The sequence below is a fragment of the Stenotrophomonas sp. 86428_Sma genome (genome assembly GCF_056481585.1).
Genome location: NZ_CM151156.1, coordinates 2,891,828 through 2,915,928, shown reverse-complemented (window position 1 = coordinate 2,915,928; position 24,101 = coordinate 2,891,828). Strand labels below are relative to the sequence as shown.

Annotated in this window: 20 protein-coding genes; 11 read left to right on the top strand and 9 right to left on the bottom strand. The window is 67.7% G+C overall.

Translation table 11 applies throughout. From position 1 onward, the window contains the following. Positions 1–33 precede the first annotated feature (33 nt). The 4 genes from ACZK3J_RS13380 to fabR all read right to left on the bottom strand — a co-directional run bounded on the left by ACZK3J_RS13380 (position 34) and on the right by fabR (position 6,488). The gene (locus ACZK3J_RS13380) at positions 34–594 is read right to left on the bottom strand and encodes a thioredoxin-like domain-containing protein (RefSeq protein WP_478475933.1); all 561 of its coding nucleotides are present in this window, start codon (positions 592–594) and stop codon (positions 34–36) included. Then, positions 584–2,743, bottom strand: a complete 2,160-nt coding sequence (locus ACZK3J_RS13375) for a TonB-dependent receptor plug domain-containing protein (RefSeq protein ID WP_478475932.1) — start codon at positions 2,741–2,743, stop codon at positions 584–586. Before ACZK3J_RS13375 ends, ACZK3J_RS13380 begins: the two co-directional genes overlap by 11 nt. 259 nt (positions 2,744–3,002) lie before the next feature. After that, complete coding sequence (locus tag ACZK3J_RS13370; protein WP_478475931.1) at positions 3,003–5,468, bottom strand: autotransporter family protein; 2,466 nt, start codon at positions 5,466–5,468, stop codon at positions 3,003–3,005. 363 nt (positions 5,469–5,831) lie between these two features. Further along, positions 5,832–6,488: an HTH-type transcriptional repressor FabR gene (gene fabR / locus ACZK3J_RS13365; protein ID WP_005409961.1), complete on the bottom strand. Its 657-nt coding sequence runs from the start codon at positions 6,486–6,488 to the stop codon at positions 5,832–5,834. 92 nt (positions 6,489–6,580) lie between these two features. On the opposite strand from fabR, the gene ACZK3J_RS13360 reads away from it, so the two are divergent. Both ACZK3J_RS13360 and ACZK3J_RS13355 read left to right on the top strand, forming a co-directional pair. Further along, a complete protein-coding gene (locus ACZK3J_RS13360; RefSeq protein WP_478475930.1) occupies positions 6,581–7,651 on the top strand; it encodes a ferredoxin reductase in 1,071 nt (356 codons plus the stop codon). An 11-nt stretch (positions 7,652–7,662) separates the two neighbouring features. Continuing rightward, on the top strand, positions 7,663–8,811 hold the full coding sequence (locus ACZK3J_RS13355) for a fatty acid desaturase family protein (protein WP_024957648.1): 1,149 nt from the start codon (positions 7,663–7,665) through the stop codon (positions 8,809–8,811). A gap of 5 nt (positions 8,812–8,816) precedes the next feature. Here the strand turns inward: ACZK3J_RS13355 and ACZK3J_RS13350 are convergent, their stop codons facing one another. The 5 genes from ACZK3J_RS13350 to ACZK3J_RS13330 all read right to left on the bottom strand — a co-directional run bounded on the left by ACZK3J_RS13350 (position 8,817) and on the right by ACZK3J_RS13330 (position 12,842). Next, positions 8,817–9,152 carry a tetratricopeptide repeat protein gene (locus ACZK3J_RS13350; protein WP_032129997.1) on the bottom strand — a complete coding sequence of 112 codons (336 nt, stop codon included), beginning with the start codon at positions 9,150–9,152 and terminating at the stop codon, positions 8,817–8,819. Then, on the bottom strand, positions 9,152–9,727 hold the full coding sequence (locus ACZK3J_RS13345; RefSeq protein ID WP_033833194.1) for a flavin reductase family protein: 576 nt from the start codon (positions 9,725–9,727) through the stop codon (positions 9,152–9,154). The genes ACZK3J_RS13350 and ACZK3J_RS13345 overlap by 1 nt, the downstream gene beginning before the upstream one ends. After that, complete coding sequence (locus tag ACZK3J_RS13340) at positions 9,724–10,353, bottom strand: superoxide dismutase (protein WP_049462787.1); 630 nt, start codon at positions 10,351–10,353, stop codon at positions 9,724–9,726. Before ACZK3J_RS13340 ends, ACZK3J_RS13345 begins: the two co-directional genes overlap by 4 nt. Before the next feature lie 399 nt (positions 10,354–10,752). Beyond that, positions 10,753–12,273, bottom strand: a complete 1,521-nt coding sequence (locus ACZK3J_RS13335) for a thioredoxin family protein (protein WP_478475929.1) — start codon at positions 12,271–12,273, stop codon at positions 10,753–10,755. A 119-nt stretch (positions 12,274–12,392) separates the two neighbouring features. Next, the gene (locus tag ACZK3J_RS13330) at positions 12,393–12,842 is read right to left on the bottom strand and encodes a GNAT family N-acetyltransferase (protein ID WP_121503489.1); all 450 of its coding nucleotides are present in this window, start codon (positions 12,840–12,842) and stop codon (positions 12,393–12,395) included. 66 nt (positions 12,843–12,908) lie between these two features. Here ACZK3J_RS13330 and ACZK3J_RS13325 point away from each other — a divergent pair, with 66 nt between their 5' ends. The 9 genes from ACZK3J_RS13325 to ACZK3J_RS13285 all read left to right on the top strand — a co-directional run bounded on the left by ACZK3J_RS13325 (position 12,909) and on the right by ACZK3J_RS13285 (position 23,996). Next, positions 12,909–13,844, top strand: coding sequence for a TIGR03571 family LLM class oxidoreductase (locus tag ACZK3J_RS13325; protein WP_257471237.1), 936 nt, complete (start codon positions 12,909–12,911; stop codon positions 13,842–13,844). A 125-nt stretch (positions 13,845–13,969) separates the two neighbouring features. Further along, positions 13,970–14,281: a DUF3817 domain-containing protein gene (locus ACZK3J_RS13320; RefSeq protein ID WP_277778547.1), complete on the top strand. Its 312-nt coding sequence runs from the start codon at positions 13,970–13,972 to the stop codon at positions 14,279–14,281. 154 nt (positions 14,282–14,435) lie between these two features. After that, entirely contained in the window at positions 14,436–15,632 is a 1,197-nt protein-coding gene (locus ACZK3J_RS13315; RefSeq protein ID WP_049401316.1) for an MFS transporter, read from the top strand. Then, positions 15,629–16,822, top strand: a complete 1,194-nt coding sequence (locus tag ACZK3J_RS13310) for an isochorismate synthase (protein ID WP_478475928.1) — start codon at positions 15,629–15,631, stop codon at positions 16,820–16,822. Before ACZK3J_RS13315 ends, ACZK3J_RS13310 begins: the two co-directional genes overlap by 4 nt. Further along, entirely contained in the window at positions 16,819–18,471 is a 1,653-nt protein-coding gene (locus tag ACZK3J_RS13305) for a (2,3-dihydroxybenzoyl)adenylate synthase (RefSeq protein ID WP_277778487.1), read from the top strand. Before ACZK3J_RS13310 ends, ACZK3J_RS13305 begins: the two co-directional genes overlap by 4 nt. Then, complete coding sequence (locus tag ACZK3J_RS13300) at positions 18,471–19,103, top strand: isochorismatase family protein (RefSeq protein ID WP_277778486.1); 633 nt, start codon at positions 18,471–18,473, stop codon at positions 19,101–19,103. The genes ACZK3J_RS13305 and ACZK3J_RS13300 overlap by 1 nt, the downstream gene beginning before the upstream one ends. Next, positions 19,103–19,360 carry a phosphopantetheine-binding protein gene (locus ACZK3J_RS13295; protein ID WP_049401311.1) on the top strand — a complete coding sequence of 86 codons (258 nt, stop codon included), beginning with the start codon at positions 19,103–19,105 and terminating at the stop codon, positions 19,358–19,360. The genes ACZK3J_RS13300 and ACZK3J_RS13295 overlap by 1 nt, the downstream gene beginning before the upstream one ends. Beyond that, on the top strand, positions 19,357–23,247 hold the full coding sequence (locus ACZK3J_RS13290; protein ID WP_478475927.1) for an amino acid adenylation domain-containing protein: 3,891 nt from the start codon (positions 19,357–19,359) through the stop codon (positions 23,245–23,247). The genes ACZK3J_RS13295 and ACZK3J_RS13290 overlap by 4 nt, the downstream gene beginning before the upstream one ends. Continuing rightward, the gene (locus ACZK3J_RS13285) at positions 23,238–23,996 is read left to right on the top strand and encodes a 2,3-dihydro-2,3-dihydroxybenzoate dehydrogenase (protein ID WP_478475926.1); all 759 of its coding nucleotides are present in this window, start codon (positions 23,238–23,240) and stop codon (positions 23,994–23,996) included. Before ACZK3J_RS13290 ends, ACZK3J_RS13285 begins: the two co-directional genes overlap by 10 nt. The last annotated feature ends 105 nt before the right edge of the window (positions 23,997–24,101 follow it).

Here is a 24,101-nt window from a genome sequence, read left to right as displayed (position 1 = left end):
TGCGTCACGCATTTCGCCGGGCATGGCCCGGCGCTACCGCGATTGGATGCCGGCGTTGGGGCAACTGGCCTGCAGCTGCGCACACGCCCGTTTCGTCCATTCCTTCAACACGGGCTGCAGGCCTTCGTAACGCCGGCCTTGCCAACCATTGGCCAGCACCTTGCCGTCGGCATCGATCAGCACCAGATTCGGCGGTGCCAGCCCAGCCAATGCCTGCAGTGCCGGCATGCGCGCGGCACGGCGCGGGTCCAGCACCGGCCACGGCATGTCCTGCGCGTGCATGTAGCGGCGCAGCGCGGCCTCGCTCTCATCCAGGCTGACGTACACCACTTCGGTATCGGCGCCGGCCTCGCGCAATGCGTCACGCACGCTGCGCAGTGTGGGTACGAAGGCATGGCAGGGCGAGCACCAGTCGGCGCCGAAGTACAACGCCACCAGCTTCGGTGGCGATGACCACTGCATCGGCCGCAGCGAGCGCTGATCCGGCCGCATCAGCGAGGCCGAGACCTGCGCATGCAGGTCCGCAGCCATCGCCGGTGCGGCCAGCAGCACGGCACAGGCCAGCAACAACGCTCGTAGTGACTTAGAACGCATAGCGCAGGTTGACGTACCACGAGCGCGCGAAGCGCGGCCCATAGACATAGTCGCTGTCACGCAGCGCACCCACTTCCAGATCCTTCTGGCGCTGGTCGAACACGTTCTTGACGCCTGCGGCCACCGACACTTCCTGCTGCGCCTGCGCGCCCAGGTGACGGTGCCAGCGCGCACCCAGATCGGTCACCAGGAATGAACGCGTGCGGTGCAGCTCGCCCAGCCGGTTGTTCAGCACCGACATCGGGCCGGTGTGCCGCAGCGCGACGAAGGTCTCCCACGGCTCGGCCGGCATCCAGCTGAGCTGGGCCAGGCCGGTCCAGCGCGGGGTCTTCAGGTAGTCCCGGCTTTCGATCACGGTGTCGCCACCATCGCCGGTGTCGTCGAAGATGCGCTGCGGTTCGCGGAAGCGCGAGCGGTACCACGAGGCACCCGCGGTCAGGCGCCACTGTGGCGACGGCTGCCAGCCGAGGTTGGTTTCCGCGCCCAGCACGTTCGAGCCGGAAGCGTTGTAGCGCAGCTGGCTGAGCTGGCCATCATCGCCGCGCTGGATCTCGCCCAGCGCGAAGGTGTCGCGGATACGGGCGTACGAGGCGGTGGCATCCCAGCTCCAGACCGGATTGGCCGGGTCAGAACGCCAGTCGAAGCCGAACAGGGTGGTCAACGCGCGCTCTTCTTTCAGGCCGTCGGTATTTCGCACGCGCACCTGTTCGCCACCCAGCGTATCGACATGTACGTCCTCGACGAAGATTTCCGGTGCACGGAAGCCAGTGGCAACGCCCGCCCGCCACTTCAGGTTCGGCGTGGCCTGCCAGGCCAGCGCGATGCGCGGCGAGAACACCGCGCTGTCCAGTTCCGAGCTCTTGTCCGCGCGCGCACCCAGCACCAGGTCGACGTTGTCGCGCAGGCTCCACTCGTCCTGGATGAAGGCGCCCAGGTTGTGGAAGGTAGCGTCCTCCAGCACTGCCAGCCGCTGGCCGTCACCGGTGCGGTTGTCGTCGCGCAGCGCCTCGTGCTTGTACTGCACGCCGAAGGCCAGCGCGTGCGCCCCCAACCGCCAGTTCAACTGGCTGTCGATGTAGTGCAGCGGATTGTGGGTGCGGCCGTACTGGCGCCACGACCGCGAGGCCGCGCTGCCGGCCACGTTCGGGTCCAGCTGCGACGGGTCATAGCCCGGCGCAGACGGATCGGTGACCACATCGCCCAGGCCGCCATAGAAGCTGTCACGGTCGATGTCGGCGAAGGCATAGGCCAGGCGGAAATCAACGTCGGCATTGATCTCCTGATCCCACGACACGCTGCCTCGGCGGTACTTCGTATCCAGCGATTCGGCGATGTTGGCCAGGTATTCGGGCTGGTCCAGGCGGTTGCCGCCGCGGCGGGTTTCATCGGTCACCTGCAGGTCCAGGCGCAGCCGTGTGCCCGGTGTGGGCGCATACCAGGCCTGCAGTCCGCCGACCTTGAGGTTCTTGCGGGTGATCTCGGTGTAGCCGTCACCGTTGTAGTCGATGCCGCTGTTCCAGTTGCGCTGGGCAATCACCGACAGCCCGGCGTCGGCATCCTTGGCCACCAGGTCGAGGCGCACATCGGCATTCTTCTGCGGCGTGCCTTTCAGCACATCCACGCCGGCCTGCACATGGCCACCGCTGCGCGCCGGCAGCGGCGGGATCAGGTTGATCACACCGGCCACCGCGCCCGGTCCATACAGCGCCGAACCACCGCCTTTGACCACTTCGATGCGGTCGACGAACCCGGCCGGAATCTGTTCCAGGCCGTACACGCTGCCCAGCGTGGACAGCAACGGGATGCCATCGAACAACAGCTGGTTGTAGGCGCCGGGCAGGCCCAGCAGCTGTACCTCGCTGGTGTTGCAGTTCTGGCAGTTGCTTTCCACGCGCAGGCCATTGATCAGTTCGGCGGCACGCGAGAAGTCGGTGGCCGCGCGCAGCGCGATGTCTTCCTTGCGCAGCACTTCGGTGCGGATCGGGACATCGGACAGCAGGCGTTCGCTGCGGGTGGCAGTGCTGACCTTGACCTGCACACGGTCCAGCTCGGTCGGCTTTGGTGTGGCTGCCAGCACGGGCAACGGCAGGGTCAGGGCGATGGCGGCAGCCAGAGGCAGCCGGCGGGAAAGGGGTCTGGAAACGGGCATGAAGGCGTCGTCCTTGGGAGAGGAAAGGCGGCGAGGGCGACCTGGCTGACGCATATGAAAGCAGAGGGTCATAGATATAGCAATTGCTATATAAATAAGTCCGTGCAATCACGAAGCCGGAAGCAGGATCAGAACATCGCGGACGACAGTGTTATAACATTACAAATCAACGCCAGAACCCTGCCGGATGTCATGCCCGGCAGGGTGCGAGGGAAATCGAGGAACGCCGCCCCGGTCTGGCCCCGGGGCGGCGAGGGGATTACCAGGCGGCGCGCAGGCCCACCTGGGCACCGTGGTTGCGATAGCCGCTGTCGCCACGCTGCACACGCAGGTCACCCCATGCGCTCCAGCGCTGGCCCAGCTGCAGCTGGGCACCGGCCTGCACTTCGTAGCGGTTCTCCGGCGTCTTCGCGCTCAACGACTCACTGTTGAAACGCATGGCCTCATCGCGCTGGCCACGCAGCCAGTTCGCCGCCAGGAACGGCTGCACGCGGTTGCCCTGCAGCGTGCCCTGGCCAAACAGGCGTACGCCGAGGCGGCTGTTGAGGCCGCCGCCGCGGCCATCCTCGACCGTGGTGCCATTGTTTTCGACCAGGCTGTCACCGTCGTAGTCGGTCCAGGTCAGCTGCGCCTGCGGCTGCAGGTACAGCGTGCTGGCCTCACTGCTGCGAATGGCCCAGGCGTAACCGGCTTCCAGCGATGCGCTGCGGGTCCTGGAATCGTAGGTCTCGCGGGCGATGCCTTCGCCCTGCACCTCGTTGTCGAAGCGTGCTGCCTGCAGCCAACCGTCCACATACAGGCCGGCACTGCTCTGCGCATCCTGCACCCAGCCCAGGTAGACACCGGCCGACTTGCCCTTGACCTTGCCGCGGGTGCCATAGCCGCTCAGCGTCGACACCGCCTGCGTGGTCGCCTCGCCGGTGCCCAGCATCACGCCGACCTGGCCACGGCCATCGCCCCAGCGCCAGACATCGCTGCCCAGCTGCAGGGTGTTGATGTGGGTACGGGCGTCAACCTGGCCGGCCACGTTCGCCTGCAGCTGGTCACGCCCGGCGCGCACCCAGGTGCCGATGCGGGCGCGGTCGAAGCCGGGCTCGCCGCGGTCGTGGCGGCGCAGCTGGAACATCTGCACGGCCGCGGCCTGGTTGGCCAGGTACGCGCCCGGCTCCGGACGCAGCACGGGGACCGGATCGACGGGATTGACCGGGTCCACCGGATCGACCGGATCGACCGGATCGACCGGGTCAACAGGATCGACCGGATCCACCGGACCAGTGCCCTGGCACTCCGGCAGCGCCGGATTGATGTCGCACGGATTGCCGGTGTAGGCCGAGGTCAGGTACCAGTTGCCGTTGGTCGCGCCCGGAGTGCCCTTGCGCAGGAAATACTCGTACATGCCGCCGATGGCGCGGCCCTGCAGCGCGAGGTGACCATTGCTGGCACCGTCCACCTGCATCAACGGAATGCCGTTGACGGTCTGTGCACCAGCGCCGGCAATGTTGTTGACAGTGACCTGCGTGGTGCCACTGGTATTGCCGGTGACATGCACGCGGGAGCTTGCTGCGTCGTCGCCGGCCAGTACCGTGTTGAAGTGCAGGGTGCCGCCATTGCCGGTGTAGTTGCCGTTGACGGTCAGCTGCGGATAGGCCGCCGTACCCGCGGCACCGAGGAAGATATTGCTGCCTGCACCCAGGGTGAGGTTGCCGGTGTTGCTGTCGCCGGACAGCGTCCAGCGACCGCCCTGGTCGACGATGACGTCGGCCGGGCCGAGGATACGGCCGGTGAGGTCGAGGCCGTCGAGCAGGCTGATCTTTGCGGTGGCGGTATCGGCGATGGTGATGTCGCCATTGAGCTTGGAGGTGCGGGCGGTGAAATCGAGCAGGGCGTTGTCAGCGGCTTCCACGATCACGCCGTTTCCGCCGATGAGGGTGGAACCGTTCTGTACGATGATGCGTGCGAGTGCCGTACTGCTGCCCCTGCCTGCGGCACGAATAGCGCTGCCCTGCAGACCTTCCACGCGCGAGCCGTCGACCAGCGCGTACCAGTCGTCAGGGTCTGCGATGGCAGGCTGGCCGGCGGTTGATAGAGAAGCAAAAATCCCGTCCTGCCCACCAACGGCTGTCGATCCGTTGCGGAGCTCCAGCACGCCAGCCAGTGCCTGCACTCCATATCGCGTGCCGGAGAATATAGTGCTATTTGCCAGTATGGATGCACCTCCGCTGACGTTTGCGGCGGCCAGATTGCCCGCCACGCGGCTGTTGTTGATAGTCACCACCGTCAGGGGGGTTCCAGGCGGCGCCCTGAGGTTGGATCCAGTCCCAAGACCGTAGTTCCAGCTTCCACCGATGATGGAGGAGTCGGAGATGTTGACGAAAGAGTTGATGAACTGGGTTTGTCCGGTGACGGTTGCTTGATCCAGGTTCACTTGGCTGAGTGTCGATGAGACGCCATGAATCCTCGCACCAATGACGTTGAGCGTGGACTGTTCGATGACCTGTGCACTTTGTCCCTCGAAGGGGCTGCCTGCGCGCAGAGTGAAGGTCTGACCGTTGCGCACGACGATCTGGGCGCTTGATTCATCTGCCATGGACAGGCCCAGGCATGCCATTAGTGCGCTTGCCAGCACGGCCGGGTAGGAAACGCGCCGCCGCGTGGAGACGTCCATTGGATTGGCGAGTGATATTGAGATAACGCGGAACTTCGGCGTGAACTGCATCATGCGCATGGGTGTTTCTCCTTGAAGCCTATTGGGGGGGACCTGCATCCGCAGGACCGGAGGCGGCACTGTGCGGATCGGGTCTTGCCTGGGCCATGCAATTAATCTGAAACGACTGCAGCGGCACTTGCCGGATTCAAACCCCGTTCAATAACTCACCAAACTGAATGGAGCGCGTGGTCTGAATAATTCAGCGTGCGTGAGAGCGCAGTGAATGGCGCGTGCAGGATGCTCAAGCTGCGCATCTGCAATCTAAATCCGTGACAGCGGCCACAGTTCATCGGCGCCGTGGCGCTGCGTGGCGGGGGGCATGGAGTCGGGGACGGCTCAGAGCCCTTTCCTCTGGAAAGGGATCCGACCCAGGGGCCTCGATCAGCCGCGGCGGAACGCGGCGGGGGTACGGGCGCCGACGATGATCATGCGGATCATCGTGGAGATCTGTTCAACCAGCTCCGGATCCTTCTCCGGTGGCAGGTCCATGGCGGTGGCACCCATCGCGAACACCAGCCGGGTGATGGCCTTGGCCACCAGTTCCGGGGCATGCAGTACGGCGCCATCCAGTGCGGCCAGGCGCACCAGGTCGTGCTGCAGCTCTTCCTCGAAATAGTGCAGCTCGCGTTCGACCGCATGCTTGAAGTCGTCCGAGCCGACCGCGCCCTCGCGCAGCAGCACGTGCAGCAGCTTGTCGTCGGCGCGCAGCTGCTCCATGAAGGTCTCCACCGAGACCCGCACCACGCTGGTGGCGGTGGAGGTGGCGCGCTGGCGGGCCTCGCCGATGATGGTGCGCAGCGAGCGGCCGGCCGCATCGATCAGCGCCACGGCCAGTTCGTCCATGTCGCGGAACTGCCGGTAGAAGCTGTTCGGCGCGATGCCGGCCTCACGTGCCACTTCGCGCAGGCTGAGCGTGGACAGGCTGCGGTGCGGCCCGATCAGTTTCAGGGCAGCAGCCAGCAGATCCTCGCGGCTCACCGTACGGCGGGCCGGGCTGTTGGCATCTTCGGGCGTCGACAAGGCGGTGGCGGCGGCCATGGGGGTTCCGGTGGGGCGAGGCTGAATCATACCCAATCCGGTTCAATATACACATGTATACACAGGTGTATGTGCGCCCGTATAGTGCGCCCATGAGCGCTGTCGTCCGTCCGTCCCTGTTCTCTCCGTACCGCTGGGTCTCGCCGTCGCTGTTCGATTTCTGGGCGGGCCAGCTCAATCCCCTGTGGACCCTGCGCGAGCCGGTGGCCCGCCTGGTCCGGCGCGAGCCGGCCGGCGAGGGCGCGGCGACCCTGGTCCTGCGCACCAACCGGCACTGGGCCGGCATGCGCGCTGGCCAGCACGTCACCCTCGGCGTCGAGATTGAAGGACGCCTGTGGCAGCGCAGCTACAGCCCCACCGCACTGGGTCGGCGCGAGCTGGCGATCACCGTCAAGGCGGTCGATGGCGGCCGGGTCAGCCAGCATCTGGTCAACCATGCGCAGCCGGGCGAACTGTTCCGTCTCGATGCCGCCTTCGGCGAATTCCATATGCCGGCCGCGGCGCCGGTGCTGCTGCTGGCGGCCGGCAGTGGCATCACGCCGATGCGCAGCCTCCTGCGCGAGGCCTGCCAGCGCCCGCTCGCGGCGCCGGTGGACCTGTTCTACTGGGAACGCACCGCCGCCCACCTGCAGTTCCGTGATGAACTGCAGGCGCTGGCCGCAGCGCATCCGAACCTGCGCGTGCACCTGCTGACCACCCGCGAGGGTGAGGTGCCGGCCGCGCGTATCGATACCCATGATCTGCAGGTGCCCGGCGATGACACGCCGTTGGCGCAGCGCCATGTGCTGGCCTGCGGCCCGGACGGCTTCGTTGCCGCTGCGCGCGAGCGTCTGGCGCACCAGGTCGCCGGCTTCCAGGCCGAAGCGTTCACACCGCCGGCGCCGCTGCGCGATGCCAGCAGCGAAGGTGAGGTGTCGCTGACGCTTGCGCGCAGTGGCCGCCAGCTGAGCGTGCCGCGGGGCCGCTCGCTGCTGGAAAGCCTCGAAGCCCACGGCATCAAGCCCAAACACGGCTGCCGCATGGGTATCTGCAACAGCTGCAGCTGTGACCGCGTCAGTGGCGCCACCCGCCACCTGCGCACCGGCGACCTGCAGTCCGAATCGGCGCAGCCGGTGCGGATCTGCGTGAGCGCACCGACCACCGACCTGACCCTGGATCTCTGAGGACGCCTGCCATGACCCGCGCTACCGACCGTGCCCTGAGTACTGCCGAGATGCATGCCTTCGGTGAGGAACTCGACGCGATCCGCGACCGTGTGATCGGCAGCCTCGGCGCCTCCGATACCCGCTACATCCGCCGCGTGGCCGCCGCCGTGCGCTGGTTCGGCGTGGGTGGCCGTGGCCTGCTGTTCCTGGCGGCGTTCTCGCCACTGTTCTGGATGCCGCTGCTGTGGCCGGCCGCGATCACCGGCACGCTGCTGCTGGCGCTGTCGAAGATCCTGGAGAACATGGAACTGGGCCACAACGTCATGCACGGCCAGTTCGACTGGACCGGCGACCCCAAGCTCAACGGCAACACCTACGAGTGGGACATCGTTGCCACCGCCGACAACTGGCGCAAGACCCACAATTTCCGCCACCACACCTACACCAACGTGCGTGGCATGGACGATGACATCGGCTACGGCCTGCTGCGCATCTTCCCGGAACAGCGCTGGAAGCCGTTCTACCTGCTGCAGCCGATCATCGCGCCGATCTTCGCGCTGCTGTTCCAGTGGGGCGTGGCCGCGCAGGACCTGCGCCTGGGCCGTTGGCTGAAGGGCCGCATCAGTGGCCGTGCGATGTGGATGCAGACCCGCCCGGTGGCGCGAAAAATGGCCCGTCAGGTGCTGAAGGACTACGTGTTCTTCCCGCTGCTGGCCGGCCCGTTCTTCCTCACGGTGATGCTGGGCAATCTGGTGGCCAACGGCCTGCGCAACATCTGGACCTATGTGATCATCTTCTGCGGCCACTTCACCGCTGAATCGGAAACTTTCCCGAAGGAGTGCCTGCGCAATGAGTCGCGCGGTCACTGGTACCTGCGCCAGCTGCGCGGTTCGTCGAACATCAGTGGCGGTTTCCTGATCAACGTGCTGTCGGGCAACCTCAGCCACCAGATCGAGCACCACTTCTATCCGGACCTGCCGGCCAACCGCTATGCGGCCATCGCCAAGGAAGTGAAGGACATCTGCCGCCGCTACGGCCAGCACTACAACAACGGCTCGCTGCCGCGCCAGTTCGGCCAGGTGGTCTGGCGCATCCTGCGCCACGCGTTCCCGAGCAAGCCGCGCCGCCTGCCGATGTCGGACATCATGTCCGCACCGGCATCGGCCAACGCGGGCTGATCGACTCAGCCCGCTTTCGCCAGATCCGCCTGCTCGCGGTCCAGGCGTCGCAGGAACACCTGCATTTCCTTGCGTGCCTGCTGGTCGCCCTTGCTGCCGGCCACGCTCAGCCCGCGTTGCCACGCTTCGCGCGCCGCCTGCGGCTGGCCACTGGCCAGCCAGGCCTTGCCCAGCAGCTTCCACGCCGCCGAATACTGCGGATCAAGGACCACGCAACGGCCCAGATGGGTCGCTGCGCGCACCGGGTTGCCGGCATCCAGCCAGCCCTTGCCCAGGCCGAAGCGCAGCAGCGCGCCGTCCTTGCCGCTGGCGAGCATGCATTCCAGAGCCTCGATGTTCATCAGCGCACCTCCACCAGCAGCTCGGCCGGTCCCGGCTGGAAGCGGCCGCGATGGAACAGCAGTGGCGCGCCGCCGTTCTCGTGCACTTCGATGATGCGGCCGGCCAGCAGCAGGTGATCGCCCACCGGCCACTGCGCATGGCGGGTGCAGGTGAGATGCGCTACCGCACCGGCGATGCGTGGCGGGGCGTCCTCGTCGTCATCCAGCAATGCCAGGCCGTCGAAGCGGTTGCGTACCTGCGGATCGGCAAAGCGCCGGGCCAGTGCTTCCTGGTCGGCCGCCAGCACGCTGATCGCAAAGCGGGTGGCGCGCTGGAAGGTGGAAAGACTCTGCGCGTGCAACGCCAGGTTCCACAGCACCAGTGGCGGCTGCAATGACACCGGCACGAACGAATTGATGGTCAGGCCGATGGGCTTGCCCTGCGCATCGCGCGCGCAGACGATGGCCACGCCGGTAGGAAAGTGGCCGAGCAGCCGCCGCAGGGCACGCGGCGGCATCTCGACCGACGGCACCGGGGCCGGGGCGGGGAAGACCCCCGCCCACGGCCCGGCGTACGGCAGTGTCTCGCCGCTCATGAGGCCCGGGCCTGGCGGTAGCGCCGGCCGACCTCGGCCCAGTTGATGATGTTGAAGAACGCACCGATGTAGTCCGGGCGGCGGTTCTGGTAGTGCAGGTAGTAGGCGTGTTCCCAGACGTCCAGTGCGAGGATCGGGGTATTGCCGGACAGGCCGACCGTTGCACCCATCAGCGGGCTGTCCTGGTTGGCGCTGCTTTCAACCTTCAGGCGGCCGTCGCGATCGCTGGTCAGCCAGGCCCAGCCACTGCCGAAGCGGGTCTGCGCGGCCTTGGTGAAGGCCTCCTTGAAGGCATCGAAGCCACCCAGATCGCGGTCGATGGCGGCGGCCAGCTCATCATCGGGCGTGCCGCCGTTGGCGCTGAGCACGGTCCAGAACAGGCTGTGGTTGGCGTGGCCACCGCCGTTGTTGCGGACTGCGCCACGCTGCGCCTCGGGCACTGCATCGAGGTTGGCGATCAGCGCCTCGACCGGCTGCTCGGCGATGCCGGCCTGCTCGATGGCGGCATTGAGGTTGTTGACGTAGGTCTGATGGTGCTTGCTATGGTGGATCTCCATCGTGCGCGCATCGAAGTGCGGCTCGAGGGCGTCGTAGGCGTAGGGGAGCGGGGGAAGCGAGTACGACATCGAAGCAATCTCCGTGGGGAAGGCCAGAGGGGCTGGCCGTGGGGAGACTGTTATCGCACCTCAACATTGGTTGAGGTCAATAGATCAAGAGGTCAAGACGGAGGCATGGTAGTGCCGGCCGCTGGCCGGCATTCAGCGAAGGTCGGGTTGCCGGCCAGCGGCCGGCACTACCAGAACCCGCTTTCCGAACCCTCACCGGCGCGCTGATGCGCTGCCCGCGCTCGCAGGAAACTGTCAGGAGGGGGCGGGGGCCGCTGGACAGGACCGTTGGCGCCAAGGATGGCGCCATCGAGCACCATGGAGGGGCTTTTGCGTGTCCTGGCCAGCGGCCCCCGCCCCGTCCCACACGGATCAACAAAAGCGCCGGCAGGCGAACCCGCCGCCAGCGCTTTCATCAACTCAGCTCAACCAGTCCTTGCACGCGCCATCCACCTGGTCACCGCACGCCTGCTGCATCCGCTGCTGCAGCCGTGCCAGCGTCTCCGCACCCTGGTGCTTGCCGCTCCACGCCTTCAACTGCCCGGCAAGTCGCTCGAAGCGCTGGCGGGTGCGCTGGTGGTAGCCCGACGGCTGCGCTTCCAGTTCGGCGATCAGCGAGGCGGTGGCCTGCTCGATGCGTGGTGCATCGTCCGGCGCCAGCTTCAGCAGGCCTTCCACGTATAGCACGCCCCATTGCACGCGGGTGGCCGGGCCCTGCGCACCATCGTAGGCGCGCTTCAACCACTCCAGCGCGCCGGCGGCGTCGCCGCGCTGCTCGGCCAGTTCGGCCAGCTCGGGCATGTAGTAGTACGGCTGCTCGCTGCGCTTCAGCTCGGCCAGCAACAGCGCCTCGGCACCCGCGTCGTCACCTACCTCGCGCAATGCGTACACCGCGCTGCTGATCGTGGCCTGGCGTGCATGCGCATCCGTGGCGGCGGCATCGGCAGCGGCCACGCGCTGCTTGACCCGCTCGACCAGCGCCGCGGGCAGTGCGCCCCTGGGCTGCTGCTGGCGGGCCAGCGATACTTCGGTCAGCGCACGCGACAACGCGTCGTCGGCGCGGTCACCGCGCTCGGCGTCGGCACGCTCCAGTGCGACCAGCAGCTGCTGTCCGAGCGTGTTGCTGGTGGCCGGCCCGGCACTGGCCTGCTTGACCAGCTGCACGCCTGCATAGCCGAGCAACTCACGGTTGCGGCGCACTTCCGCCGGTTGTGCCAGTACGGCCTGCAGCAGCTCGCGCACTTCGGTGGGCGAGGCATCGGGCTTTTCGGCTGTAGCCAGAGCCAGCAGGGCGAAACGGCGCTGCAGGGCGGCGTCGGGTGCCGCCTTGGACAACTGGCGCAGTACATCCCGGCTCTTGCGCTCGCCGGCCAGGCGGTTGGCGTCCACTTCCCAGCCGTAGTCGCCCAGCACCTGCCAGTCTTCGGCGGCCAGCCGGTCCGGCGTTGCCAGCGCGGTGGCCAAGGTGGCGGCAACAGCACTGCGGCGGCCAGCAGCGACGGTCAGGGCCCGGGTCAGTTCGACGGCGTCATTGCCGCCAGCCACGCGGGTGATTTCGTTGCGCTGTGGGTCCAGCACGATCAGCGTGGGATAGCCGCGCACGCCGAAGCGTTCGCCCCAGGCCTGCGCACCTTCCTCGTCGCCATCCAGGTAGACGGGAACGAATTTGCTGGTCAGCGCGATGAAGGCCGGGTCCTTGAACAGGCCCGCCTTGAGCTGGTTGCACGGCGGGCACCAGACCGCACCCCAGTACAGCAGCACCGGCTTGCCGCTGTCGGCGGCTTCGGCGAAGGCATCGTCCACATCGCCCTGGCGCCAAGCGATGGCGGATGCCGGCGCGGGTGCCTCTGCGGAGTTGGCGGTGGATACCGGGGCCGGGGTGCAGGCGCTCAGCGCCGAAGCCAGCAGCAACACGAAAAGCGCGACGCGCATCGGCAGCATCTCGAAGGGCGGGGTGACAGGCCATTGTAGGAACCGCCGGGGAGCCTGCTGATTCAGTTTGCTTATGACAGGCGTGCCGCAGGGCATGACGCCCGTCGGGCATTGCCGGACGGATGCCTTCAGGCCGCTGCCCGCACCATCTGCTGGTACACCAGCCCGTTGATCTCGCCGACCTCGCCATCCAGCACAAAGCCATAGCGCAGGTAGGTAGGTACTGCGTTGAGCGAGGCGCGCACTGTCAGTACCGGCTCGCGTACCTGCGGCAGCACGGCTTCGAACAAGGCATGGCCGATGCCCTGGCCCTGGCAGGCGGGATCGACGAACAGCATTGCCAGGTGCCGGCCCTCCTTCAGTTCGACCACGCCGACCACGCGCGCATCCTGTTCGGCCACCAGGATGTGGTTGTCACCCTGCAGGCGCGCACCAAACGCATCGGCTGCTGCGACACTGCCGAAGGCGGCTATGCCGGCCGCGCTGAGAGACGGCGCCACTGCCTGGTTGAACGCGGCCAGGCACACCGCGCTGATCGCAGGCAGGTCATCGACGTGGGCAGGGCGGATCCTTGGCATGCAGTGTTCTTCCTGTGGTGGGCGGCGCATCATCGTTGCCGCAGACCTGCAGGCTAAGCTGGCGTCATGAGTGAATTCAATCCCGCCCATGCTTCGTTGTTTCCTCAACAAGGACTGAGCCTGGGCCTGATGACGCCGGTTGCGGCGCATGGACTGGCCGACCCGGACGAGGCGCGGCGCATCGCACGGCTGGCCGATGATCTTGGCTTCGCCGCGCTATGGACGCGCGACGTGCCATTGATGGTGCCGCAGGGCCCGGATGCAACAGCGAGTGCGCTGGATGACCCGTTCCTGTGGCTGGGCATGCTGGCTGCAGCGACCGAGCGCATCGTGGTCGGCAGCGCAGCCATTGTGCTGCCGCTGCGGCAGCCGTTGCAGGTGGCGAAGTCGGCGCTGAGCCTGGACCGGATCAGTGACGGGCGCTTCGTGCTGGGCCTGGGTTCGGGTGACCGCCCGGAAGAATTTGCTGCGTTCGGCGAGGATCTGGAGGGCAGGGCGGCGACGTTCCGTGAGCGTTGGTCGCTGCTGCGTGCCGCGTTGTCCCCCGACACCGACGAGCGTGCTGAGGTCCTGCAGGCGACCGGCGGCTTCGACGTGCTGCCGGCGCCGGCAACGCGCATTCCGATGCTGGTGGTGGGTACTGCGCGGCAGAGCCTGCAATGGATCGCGCGTGAAAGCGAAGGCTGGGCCACCTATCACCGCGAGGAGGTTGCGCAGGAAGGACGCATCGGCCTGTGGCAGCAGGCGCTGGTGCAGCGCGGCGGGCCGGGCAAGCCGTTCGTGCAGTCGATGCTGCTGGATCTGCAGGCGGATCCGCAGGCGCCAGCAGAGCCATTGCCGCTGGGCCTGAAGGTCGGCCGCGATGGCCTGCGCGACTATCTGCGGCGCGTGCATGCGCAGGGCGTGGCGCATGTGATGTTCAATCTGGTCGACAACGGACGACCGATGGACGCGGTGCTGCGCGAGATCGGCGAGCAGGTTATGCCGGATGTGCTCCGGTAGGTGCCCACCCTGGTGGACACGTTCCAGCAGTCGAGCACGGCTCGACTCTACATGGGGTTCGCATCTGCGTATCATTCGCATTTGATACCCCGATGCTGGAGCTCCGCGTGACCCAACGTTCCCCCATGCACCCGACTGGACGCCTGTTCGCGGTGGTCGCTTTCATCGAGGCCATGACCTGGGCCGGCCTGCTCATCGGCATGTGGATGAAATACGGCCCGATGGCCAACGTGGCGCTGGTGAAGTTGTTCGGACCCCTGCACGGCGTGGCGTTCCTGGTCTATGTGGCGGTGACGCTGTTCGCGGCAGTGCGCCTGCGTTGGCCGTGGTGGGCCAGTGCCTTGGCCCTGCTGGCGGCGATCCCGCCGCTGGTGACGCTGCCGCTGGAGTGGTGGTTCAAGCGCCGTGGTCTGCTGGGCCTGCGTGCAATGCGCTGAACCCACTGTTGCATGCCCATTCAAGAGAATGGGTATCAAATGCAAATACGAGCCGTTATCATTTAAGGATGGCATCGGGCCCTGAGCAGGACTGATGCCGGGCGGGGGCGTACAGACGCGCCCGGCCATCCTTTCCTGTTACGGCTGGTGTTTCATGCACGCACGTCCCGTCGTTCCCGGCTTGCCGGCGCTGGTGTTGGCTGCCCTGATCGGCACCATGGCGATGATGTCCTTCGTCGCCGTGATCGGCCCGGTGGTCCGCATGCTCGGCTTGTCCGAGTGGCATGCCGGCCTCTCGGTCACCGCCGCCGGTGTGTTGTGGATGCTGGCCGCGCGCCCGTGGGGCCAGCTCAGCGACCGCATCGGCCGCAAGCGCGTGCTGATGCTGGCGATGAGTGCCTACACCGTGGTCTACATCGCGCTGGCGGTGTTCATCGACGTGGCCCTGCAGGCGGTGCCGCCTGTATTGGTATCGGTGCTGGTGCTGGTCGGCGCGCGTGGCCTGATCGGCCTGTTCTACGCCGCGGTCCCTCCTACCGCTGCCGCGCTGATCGCCGACAAGGCACCGACCGGGCAGCGTGCGAAATTCCTCGCCCGCTTGGGCAGCGCCAACGCACTGGGCATGGTGCTTGGCCCGGCCGCCGCTGGCTGGCTGGCCTATACGAATCTGTCGCTGGCGCTGTATGTGGCCGCATTGTTGCCGCTGCTTGCGCTGGCATTGCTGGCGTGGCGGTTGCCGGCCACACCGCCGGTGGAGAGCGCTGCTGCGCAACGCCGCCAGCCGATGAGCCGTCTCGATCCACGCCTGCGCCTGCCACAGCTGGCGGCGTTCATCGCCATGGTCTCGGTGACCATCGCGCAGGTGACGGTCGGCTTCTTCGCAATCGACCGCCTCGGCCTGGATGCAGCGGCGGGCGCGCGCATGGCCGGCATTGCACTCACAGCGGTTGGCGTCGGCCTGATCCTGGCGCAGGCGCTGGTGATGAAGCTGGAGGTACATCCACGCCGCTGGATCGTCCTCGGCGCGCTCATTTCCGGCATCGGCTTCGCTTCGGTGGCGGGCGTGCAGCAGGCCTGGCAGTTGCCGGCGGCGTACGCGCTGGCCGCGTTCGGCATGGGCTTCGTATTCCCTTCGTTCCAGGCGCTGGCCGCCGATGCGGTGGAGGCGCACGAGCAGGGCGCCGCGGCCGGCACGGTGGCGGCCGCGCAGGGGCTGGGCATGGTGGCCGGGCCGATGCTCGGCACGCTGTTGTATCGCGGCGGGCCAAGCCTGCCTTACCTGCTGGTCGGCGCGCTGCTGCTGTTGCTGTGCGCGCTGGCCGCAGCGCATCGGATGAAGGAGACCCCATGAACGATTCCCTGATGCAGGGCGCGTGGCCGGAGGCTGCGCCAGCGCCGCAGGAGAACACCGACGACGCGTCGCTGTTCCTGCTGCAGCATGCGGGCCAGCACGTGCACGCACGCGGGTGCCGCGCCGCGCTGCCGGTCGGTGCACTGGCGACGCTGGCAGAGCGCGTTTCGGAGTTCTTTGCCCAGCAGCGCGGTGGTCCGGGCCTGTTGGTTGGCGCGGTGCCGTTCGAACCGCGTGCGGACGATGCGTTGTACCAGCCCGAGCGCCTGTTGCCTGCGCTGGCATTGCAACCGCAGTCCGCACCGCCGCTGGACGGCGCCCTGCGGGCCGAGCCTGTGCCACAGGACTATGCGTCAGCGGTTGCCGCGGCGGTGCAGGTCCTGCGTGCGCCCGAGCAGAACCTGCACAAGGTGGTGCTGGCGCGCAGCCTGTTGGCACGCACCCGCCAGGCGCTGTCGCCGGACGTGCTGCTGGCACGCCTGGGCGCGGATCCGTCCGTGGCGACCTACGCGGTGCCGTTGCCGGTGGAGCTGGGCCAGGCGCCGGCGTGGCTGGTGGGGGCAACCCCGGAACTGCTGCTGCGCAAGCGCGGTGCCGAACTGCTGTCGCATCCACTCGCCGGTTCAGCACGCCGCAGCGCCGATGCTGCCGAGGACGAGCGTGCCGCGCAGGCGCTGCTGGCCTCGACCAAGGACCATGACGAGCATCGCCATGTGGTGGACGCCATCGTCGAGGGCCTGGCACCGTACTGCAGCCACATCGATGCACAGCCTCGGCCGGTGCTGCATGCCACCGCCAGCATGTGGCACCTGGGCACCCGCATCCATGCCACCCTGAAGGATCCGCAGACGTCTGCCGCCGAACTGCTGGCACAGCTGCACCCCACGCCGGCGGTCTGCGGTACGCCGCGGCTGGCGGCACTGCAGCGCATCCGCGAACTGGAACCGGTGTCGCGCGGCTTCTACGCCGGCGCCGTGGGCTGGCTGGATGCGCAGGGTGACGGCGACTGGTACGTGGCGATCCGCTGCGCACGCCTGCAGGGCACGCAGCTGCGCCTGTATGCCGGTGCCGGCATCGTCGCCGACTCGGAACCCGAGGCCGAGGTGGCCGAAACCGCGGCGAAGTTCGCTGCCCTGTTGAACGCGCTGGGTGTCCAGGAATCCGCGCCCGTCATCGAGCCTGCCGCATGACTACCTCCACTGATTCCTCCCGCCTGCCACTGCAGCAGGTGTGGCCTGATGAACTGATGGCTCGCTATCGCGAGGCCGGCCACTGGCGGGGCGAGACCTTCCCGGCGTTCCTGCGCGAGCGCGCGGAACGCTATGCGGATGACATCGCGGTGGTCGCCGGCGATGTCCGCCTGAGCTACGCGCAGCTGTGGCACGAAGCCGGTCGCATCGGTTCCGGACTGCTGGCACTCGGCCTGCAGCCCGGTGAGCGGGTGCTGGTGCAGCTGGGCAACACCGCCGGGTTCATCACCACCGTATGCGGACTGTTCCGTGCGGGTCTGGTGCCGGTATACGCGTTGCCGGCGCATCGCATCACCGAACTGGTGCACTTCGCCAACAAGGCCGAGGCCAGTGCCTACATCACTGCCGACCTGCACGATGGCTTCGATCATCGCGGGCTGGCGCGGGCGCTGCAGGCCGAGGTGCCGGCACTGCGCCACGTGATCATCGACGGCGATGCGGCGGAGTTCACCGCGCTGGAGGCGCTGCAGGGCGATCGCAGCGAGCTGCCGGCCGACCCGGATCCGCAGTCGGTGGCGTTCCTGCAGATCTCCGGTGGCAGCACCGGCCTGTCCAAGCTGATCCCGCGCACGCACGACGACTACATCTACTCGTTCCGCGCCAGCAATGACCTCTGCGGCATCGACCGCGACAGCGTCTACCTGGTCGCGCTGCCGGCCGCGCACAACTTCCCGATGAGTTCGCCCGGCTTCTTCGGTGCGCTGTATGCCGGCGCCCGCGTGGTGCTCAGCCCCGGTCCCGGCCCGGATGCGGCCTTCCCGCTGATCGCCCGCGAACAGGTGACCTGCTGCGGACTGGTGCCGCCGCTGGCGCTGCTGTGGGCGCAGGCGGCGGCTACGAGCAAGCACGACCTGTCCAGCCTGCAGGTACTGCAGGTAGGCGGCGCCAAACTGGTACCGGAAGCCGCACGGCGAGTGATTGACGGCCTGGGCTGTACCCTGCAGCAGGTGTTCGGCATGGCCGAAGGCCTGGTCAACTACACCCGCCTGGATGATCCGGAGGAACTGATCGTAGCCTGCCAGGGCCGGCCGATCAGCCCGGACGACGAAGTGCGCGTGGTCGATGACCACGACCAGCCGGTGGCTGAGGGCGAAGTGGGCCATCTGCTGACCCGCGGCCCGTACACCATCCGTGGTTACCACAACGATGCGGTGGCCAACGCGCGCTCGTTCACCGACGATGGGTTCTACCGCACCGGCGACCGCGTGCAGCAGTTGCCCGGCGGCTATCTGGTGGTGCAGGGCCGCGCCGGTGACCACATCAACCGCGCGGGCGAGAAGATCTCCGCCGAGGAGATTGAAGATCACCTGCTGGCCCACCCCGGCGTGTTCGACGCCGCCGTGGTCTCCATTCCTGACGAGTATCTTGGTGAGCGCAGCTGCGCGTTCGTGATCCAGCAGGGGGAGCCGATCAAGGCGCCGGCACTGAAAGCCTGGATGCGTACGCGCGGCCTGGCGGCGTTCAAGGTGCCGGACCAGGTCGTGTTCGTCGACAGTTTCGATACCACCGCGGTCGGCAAGATCAGCCGCCGCGAACTGCGCGCGCAGCTGCGTGCGCGTCATCTGCAACAGACAGGAGGAACGCGCTGATGGCGCTGCCCCGCATCACCAACTATTCCTTGCCGACCGCTGCCGAACTGCCGCAGGCGCGCGGGCCCTGGCGCCCGCAACGCGATCGTGTCGCGCTGCTGGTACACGACATGCAGCGCTACTTCCTGGCCGCGTTCGATGCCGGAAACGCGCCGCTGCGGCCGGCGGTGGACAACATCGCGCGCCTGCTGGCGCATTGTCGCGCACATGGCATTCCGGTGTTCTACACCGCCCAGCATGGCGATCAGGACCGCCGTGACCGCGGCCTGCAGGCTGACCTGTGGGGGCCGGGCATGCGCAGCAGCGCCGACCATGAGCCGATCATCGAGGCACTGGCACCGCAGCCGGGCGAGCATGTGCTGGTGAAGCACCGCTACAGCGCGTTCCAGCGCAGCAACCTGGAGACGCTGATGCGGGTGCGTGGGCGGGACCAGTTGCTGGTGACCGGCGTGTACGCCCATATCGGCTGCACCGCGACCGCGGTCGAGGCCTTCCAGCGCGATATCGAGGCGTTCATCGCAGCCGATGCGGTGGCGGACTTTTCGCGTGCCGATCACGATCAGGCGCTGCACTGGATCGCACGCACCTGTGGCGTGCCGATGACCACCGATCAGCTGCTGGAGGTGCTGTGATGGCTGCCACGGGTGATGCACTGGATCTGGAGCGGATGCGTACCGACGTTGCGCGCGTGCTGGAGTGCACGCCGGCCGAGATCGGTGACGACGACAACCTGATCGACCTGGATCTGGACTCGATGCGCATGCTCGGCCTGGTCCTGGCCTGGGGCAACACCGGGTTGCCGCTGGAGTTCTCGCAGTTGGCCGAACACACCACGCTGCGCCAGTGGTGGGGTGTGGTGCAGAAGCTGCAGGCCGCGCAGAACGCATGAACGTCGCTGTGCTGGCCACGCCGGTGGCACTGACCGAGGCCCAGGCCGGACTGTGGTTCGCACAGCGGCTGGCACCGGACAATCCGTCGTTCAATACCGCACATGCGGTGTGGATCGACGGTCCGCTGGATGTGGCCGCGTTCGTCGCTGCGGCGGACCAGGCTGCGGGCGAGGCGCAGGCCTTTGCACTGCGCTTTGCCGAAGGGGCCGACGGCCAGCCGCTGCAGTGGCATGACCCGGCACATGTGCCGCTGCTTTCGCTGCGCGATCTATCCGTCGAGGCCGATCCGGCATCGGCGGCGCGCGCCCTGATGCAGGCCGACCGGCTCAGCGCGGTCGATCCGACCCGCGACCGCATAAGCCAGCAGGTGTTGTTCGATCTGGGAGGGCAGCGCTGGGTCTGGTATCTGCGTGTGCATCACCTTGCAGCCGATGGCTACGGCATGGCGCTGTTCACTGATCGCGTGTGCGCGTTGTATGCCGGTCGTATCGGTGAGTCACTGCCGGGGCTGGCGGGCGTGCTGGCTGATGATGCCGCCTACCGTGCCGATCCGCGCCGTACGCAGGCCGGCCACTGGTGGCGCGAGTACATGCAGGGCGCACCGGCAGGCGTAGGCCTGGCGGGTACCGTGGCGGCCAGCGACGATGCGCTGCGCTGGGTGCAGCCGCTGGATGCGGGGTTCCGGGAGCAGCTGCTGCAGGCATCGGTGCGCTGGTTGCAGCCGTGGCCGGATGTACTGGCCGCGCTCGCCGCCGAGTATCTGCGACGGATGAGCGCTGCCGATGAAGTGGTGCTGGGCGCGCCTTACATGGGGCGGCTTGGCAACGCGTCGGCGCGGGTGCCGGCGATGGTGATGAACGTGCTGCCGCTGCGCGTGGCGGCCGGCGAGGGCAGCGTCGAGGCCTTTACCCGCGGCCTGGGCCGGCAGCTCAGCCAGGGCCGCAAGCACGGCCGCTACCGCGGTGAGCAGTTGCGCCGGGACCTGGGCCTGGTCGGCGCGCAGCAGCGCCTGCACGGTCCGCTGGTGAATGTGCAGCCGTTCTACAAGCCACTGGCACTGAGCGGCGTGCGGGCGACGCTGGAGGTGCTGTGCACCGGTCCGGTGGATGATCTGACGCTGGGCTTCCGTGGCGATGGCCAGCACCTGCTGGACCTTGAGATCGAAGCCAATCCCGCGTTGTACAGTCGGGACGATGTGGAGGCGCACGCGACCCGGTTGCTGCATTTCGTGTCGGCGGCGCTGGAGGCCGGAGACATCGCGGCGGTGCCGCTGGCCACCGTCGCGGAAGCGCAGCAGGTGGTGCATGGTTTCAATGCCACCGCGCATGCGCTGCCACAGACTACGTTGGTTGAACTGCTGCAGCAGGGCATGGACCGTGATCCGCACGCGCCTGCGCTGGTGTTCGGCGACACTACGCTGGACTACGCAACGCTGGAAGCGCGGAGTTTCGCGCTGGCGGCACAACTGCGGGCGATGGCGGTCGGTCCGGGCAGTGTAGTGGCGGTGGCGTTGCCGCGCTCGCTGGAACTGGTAATCGCGCTGGTGGCGGTGCTGCGTGCGGGTGCCGCCTACCTGCCGCTGGACCTTGCGCATCCCGATGAGCGCCTCGCGCGTATTCTCGCCTCGGCGCAGCCGGCGTGCGTACTGGCTGCGGCAGAGGTATCGGCGCGCATGGACGGCGTGCCGGTGCTTGCCCCCGACCAATGGACCGCGCTGAGTTTCGCAGCACCGTGGGCCGATCCGGCGCCCAGCGATGCAGCCTATGTGATCTATACCTCCGGTTCGACCGGCGAGCCGAAGGGCGTCGTCATCGAGCACCGCGCCATCGTCAATCGCCTGCTGTGGATGCGCGAGCACTACGGCGTCCGTTCCGATGACCGTGTTCTGCAGAAGACCCCGGCCACGTTCGATGTCTCGGTCTGGGAATTCTTCCTGCCGCTGCTGTGCGGCGCGACGCTGGTGGTGGCGGGTCCGGACGCGCATCGTGATCCGACCGAGCTGGCGCGGCTTGTGCGTGCCCACGACATCACCACCGCACATTTCGTGCCGTCGATGCTCGACGCGTTCCTTGCCGCGCCTGCCTCCGAAGGCCTGCAGCTGCGCCGCGTGTTCACCAGTGGCGAGGCGCTGGACGCATCGCTGCGTGATCGTTTCCATGGGCGCATGCAGGCCGAACTGCACAACCTGTATGGCCCGACCGAAGCGGCCGTGGACGTGAGCTACTGGCCGGCCTCTGCGCAGGACCGCTCACGGCCGGTACCGATCGGCTTCCCGGTCTGGAACACACGCCTGTACGTGCTTGACGCGCGGATGCAGCCGCTGCCGGTGGGTGTGCCGGGGGATCTGTATCTGGGCGGCGTGCAGCTGGCGCGTGGCTATCTCGGCCGCGATGACCTGACCGCCGAACGCTTCCTGACCGATCCCTTCCTGCCAGGGGAGCGCATCTACCGCACCGGCGACTTGGGGCGTTGGCGGAGCGACGGCGCAGTCGAATACCTGGGCCGCAGCGACCACCAGGTGAAGCTGCGCGGCCTGCGCATCGAGCTGGGCGAGATCGAGGCGGCACTGCGCGAGCTGCCGGGCATGGAGCGCGTGGAAGTGCTGCTGCGCCAGGACACGCCGGGCGATGCCCGGCTGGTGGCCTATGTGCCAGCGGCGCTTGCCGATGCCGTGATGCTGCGCAGCCACCTGGCCACGCGCGTGCCGGACTACATGGTGCCGTCGGCGTTCGTTGGCGTGGATCAGTGGCCGGTGACCGCCAACGGCAAGCTCGACCGCAACGCGTTGCCGAAGCCGCCGCAGAACGAGATTGCCGGACTGGCGCCGCGCACGCCGCTGGAACAGGAGCTGGCAATGCTGTTCGCGCAAGCGCTGGGCCGCGGGGCACCGGTGGCGGTGGATGCGGACTTCTTCAGCCTCGGCGGCGACTCGCTGTCCGCGGTGCACCTGCTGCTGGCCATCGAACAACGCTGGCGCTGTGACCTCGGCCTCGGTGCCTTGTTCGCGCAGTCGACCGTGGCCGCATTGGCGACGCGCATTGGCGAACCGCCGGCGCTGGCCGACCACGCGTTGGGGCCGGTGATCTCGTTGGCTGCCACTGATGCTGACGGGCCCACTCCGTTGTTCGTGCTGCACCCGGCCGGTGGCATCGCCTGGAACTACCGAACGCTGGCGCGCGCCTTGCAGCCGGCACGCCCGGTATATGGCCTGCAGTCGCCCGCGCTGGATCCGAAGCAGCCGTTGCCGTCCAGCATCGAAGCCATGGCCAATGACTATGTGCAGCGGGTGGTCACGTTGCAACCGAAGGGACCGGTGCATCTGCTGGGCTGGTCGGTGGGCGGCATCCTCGCCCAGGCGATGGCGGTGCGTCTGCATGAAATCGGGCGTGAAGTCGGTGAACTGGTGCTGCTCGACGCCTACCCCAGCGAATGCTGGCGGGCTGAGCCGGAACCCGATGCCATCGCCGCATTGCGTGCGCTGCTGGCGATTGCAGGCCATGACCCGGAGGCGCATCCGGAGCTGGACAGCCGTGAACGCATTCTTGCCTTCCTGCGTCGCGGTGGTAGTGCGCTCGGCAGTCTGCCGGATGTAGTGCTCGATGGCGTGGTGCGTGCGGTGACCGGCACCAATCGCTTGATCCGCGAACACATCCACCAACCGTTCGACGGCACGCTGGTGCACGTGCGCGCTGGTCGGGATCATCAGACGCGGCCGCAGCTGCAGTCGGCGTTGTGGCGCACGCACGCGCGCAAGGTGCAGGCGCTGGAGCTGCCGTTCCTGCACGCCGAGCTGACCGGCCGCGATGCGGTGGCGCAGCTGGCACCGTGGTTGTCGGCGCGCCTGCGCCACTGGGATGAGCAACAGGAGATCGCAACATGCAGTTGACCGGCTTTGAAGGTCGCGTGGCACTGGTGACCGGCGCCGCCGGCGGCATCGGCGAGGCCCTGGTACGGCTGTTGGCCGAGGCCGGCTGCACGGTGGTGGCAACCGACCGCGAGGCGCCCGTGGTAATGGATGCACGTGTGCAGGCGTTTGCGCTCGACGTGACCGACAGCGCGGCGGTGGACGCCCTGGTGGATCGCGTGGAAGCCAGCATTGGGCCGATCGGTCTCGCCGCTAGCGTGGCCGGGGTTCTGCACGTGGGCGAGGTGACCGGGACTACCGATGCCGATTGGCGCCGGGTGTTCGCAGTCAATGCCGATGGTGTGTTCCATGTTGGCCGTGCGCTGGCGCGGGTGATGTCACCGCGAGGCCAGGGCGCGATCGTCACCGTCAGTTCGAATGCCGCCGGCGTGCCGCGGCACGGCATGGCCGCCTACGCCGCGTCCAAGGCTGCCGCCACGATGTTCACCCGCTGCCTCGGGCTGGAGCTGGCGCCGCTGGGCATCCGCTGCAACATCGTCGCCCCGGGTTCAACGCTGACCCCGATGCAGACCGGCATGTGGCAGGACGAGCACGGTGCCGAGCGGGTGATTGCCGGCAACCTGGAGACGTACAAGGCCGGCATCCCGCTGCGCAAGCTGGCGACCCCGGAAGACATTGCCCATTCGGTGATGTTCTTGCTCTCCGAGCAGGCCGGGCACGTGGCAATGAGCGACCTGTACGTCGACGGCGGCGCCACCCTGCGCGGCTGAGTCCTGTCGATGCCGGCCGGCAACCCATGGCCCCGGTAGTGCCGGCCGCTGGCCGGCAATCCATGGTCCCTGGTAGTGCCGGCCGCTGGCCGGCAGCCCATAGTC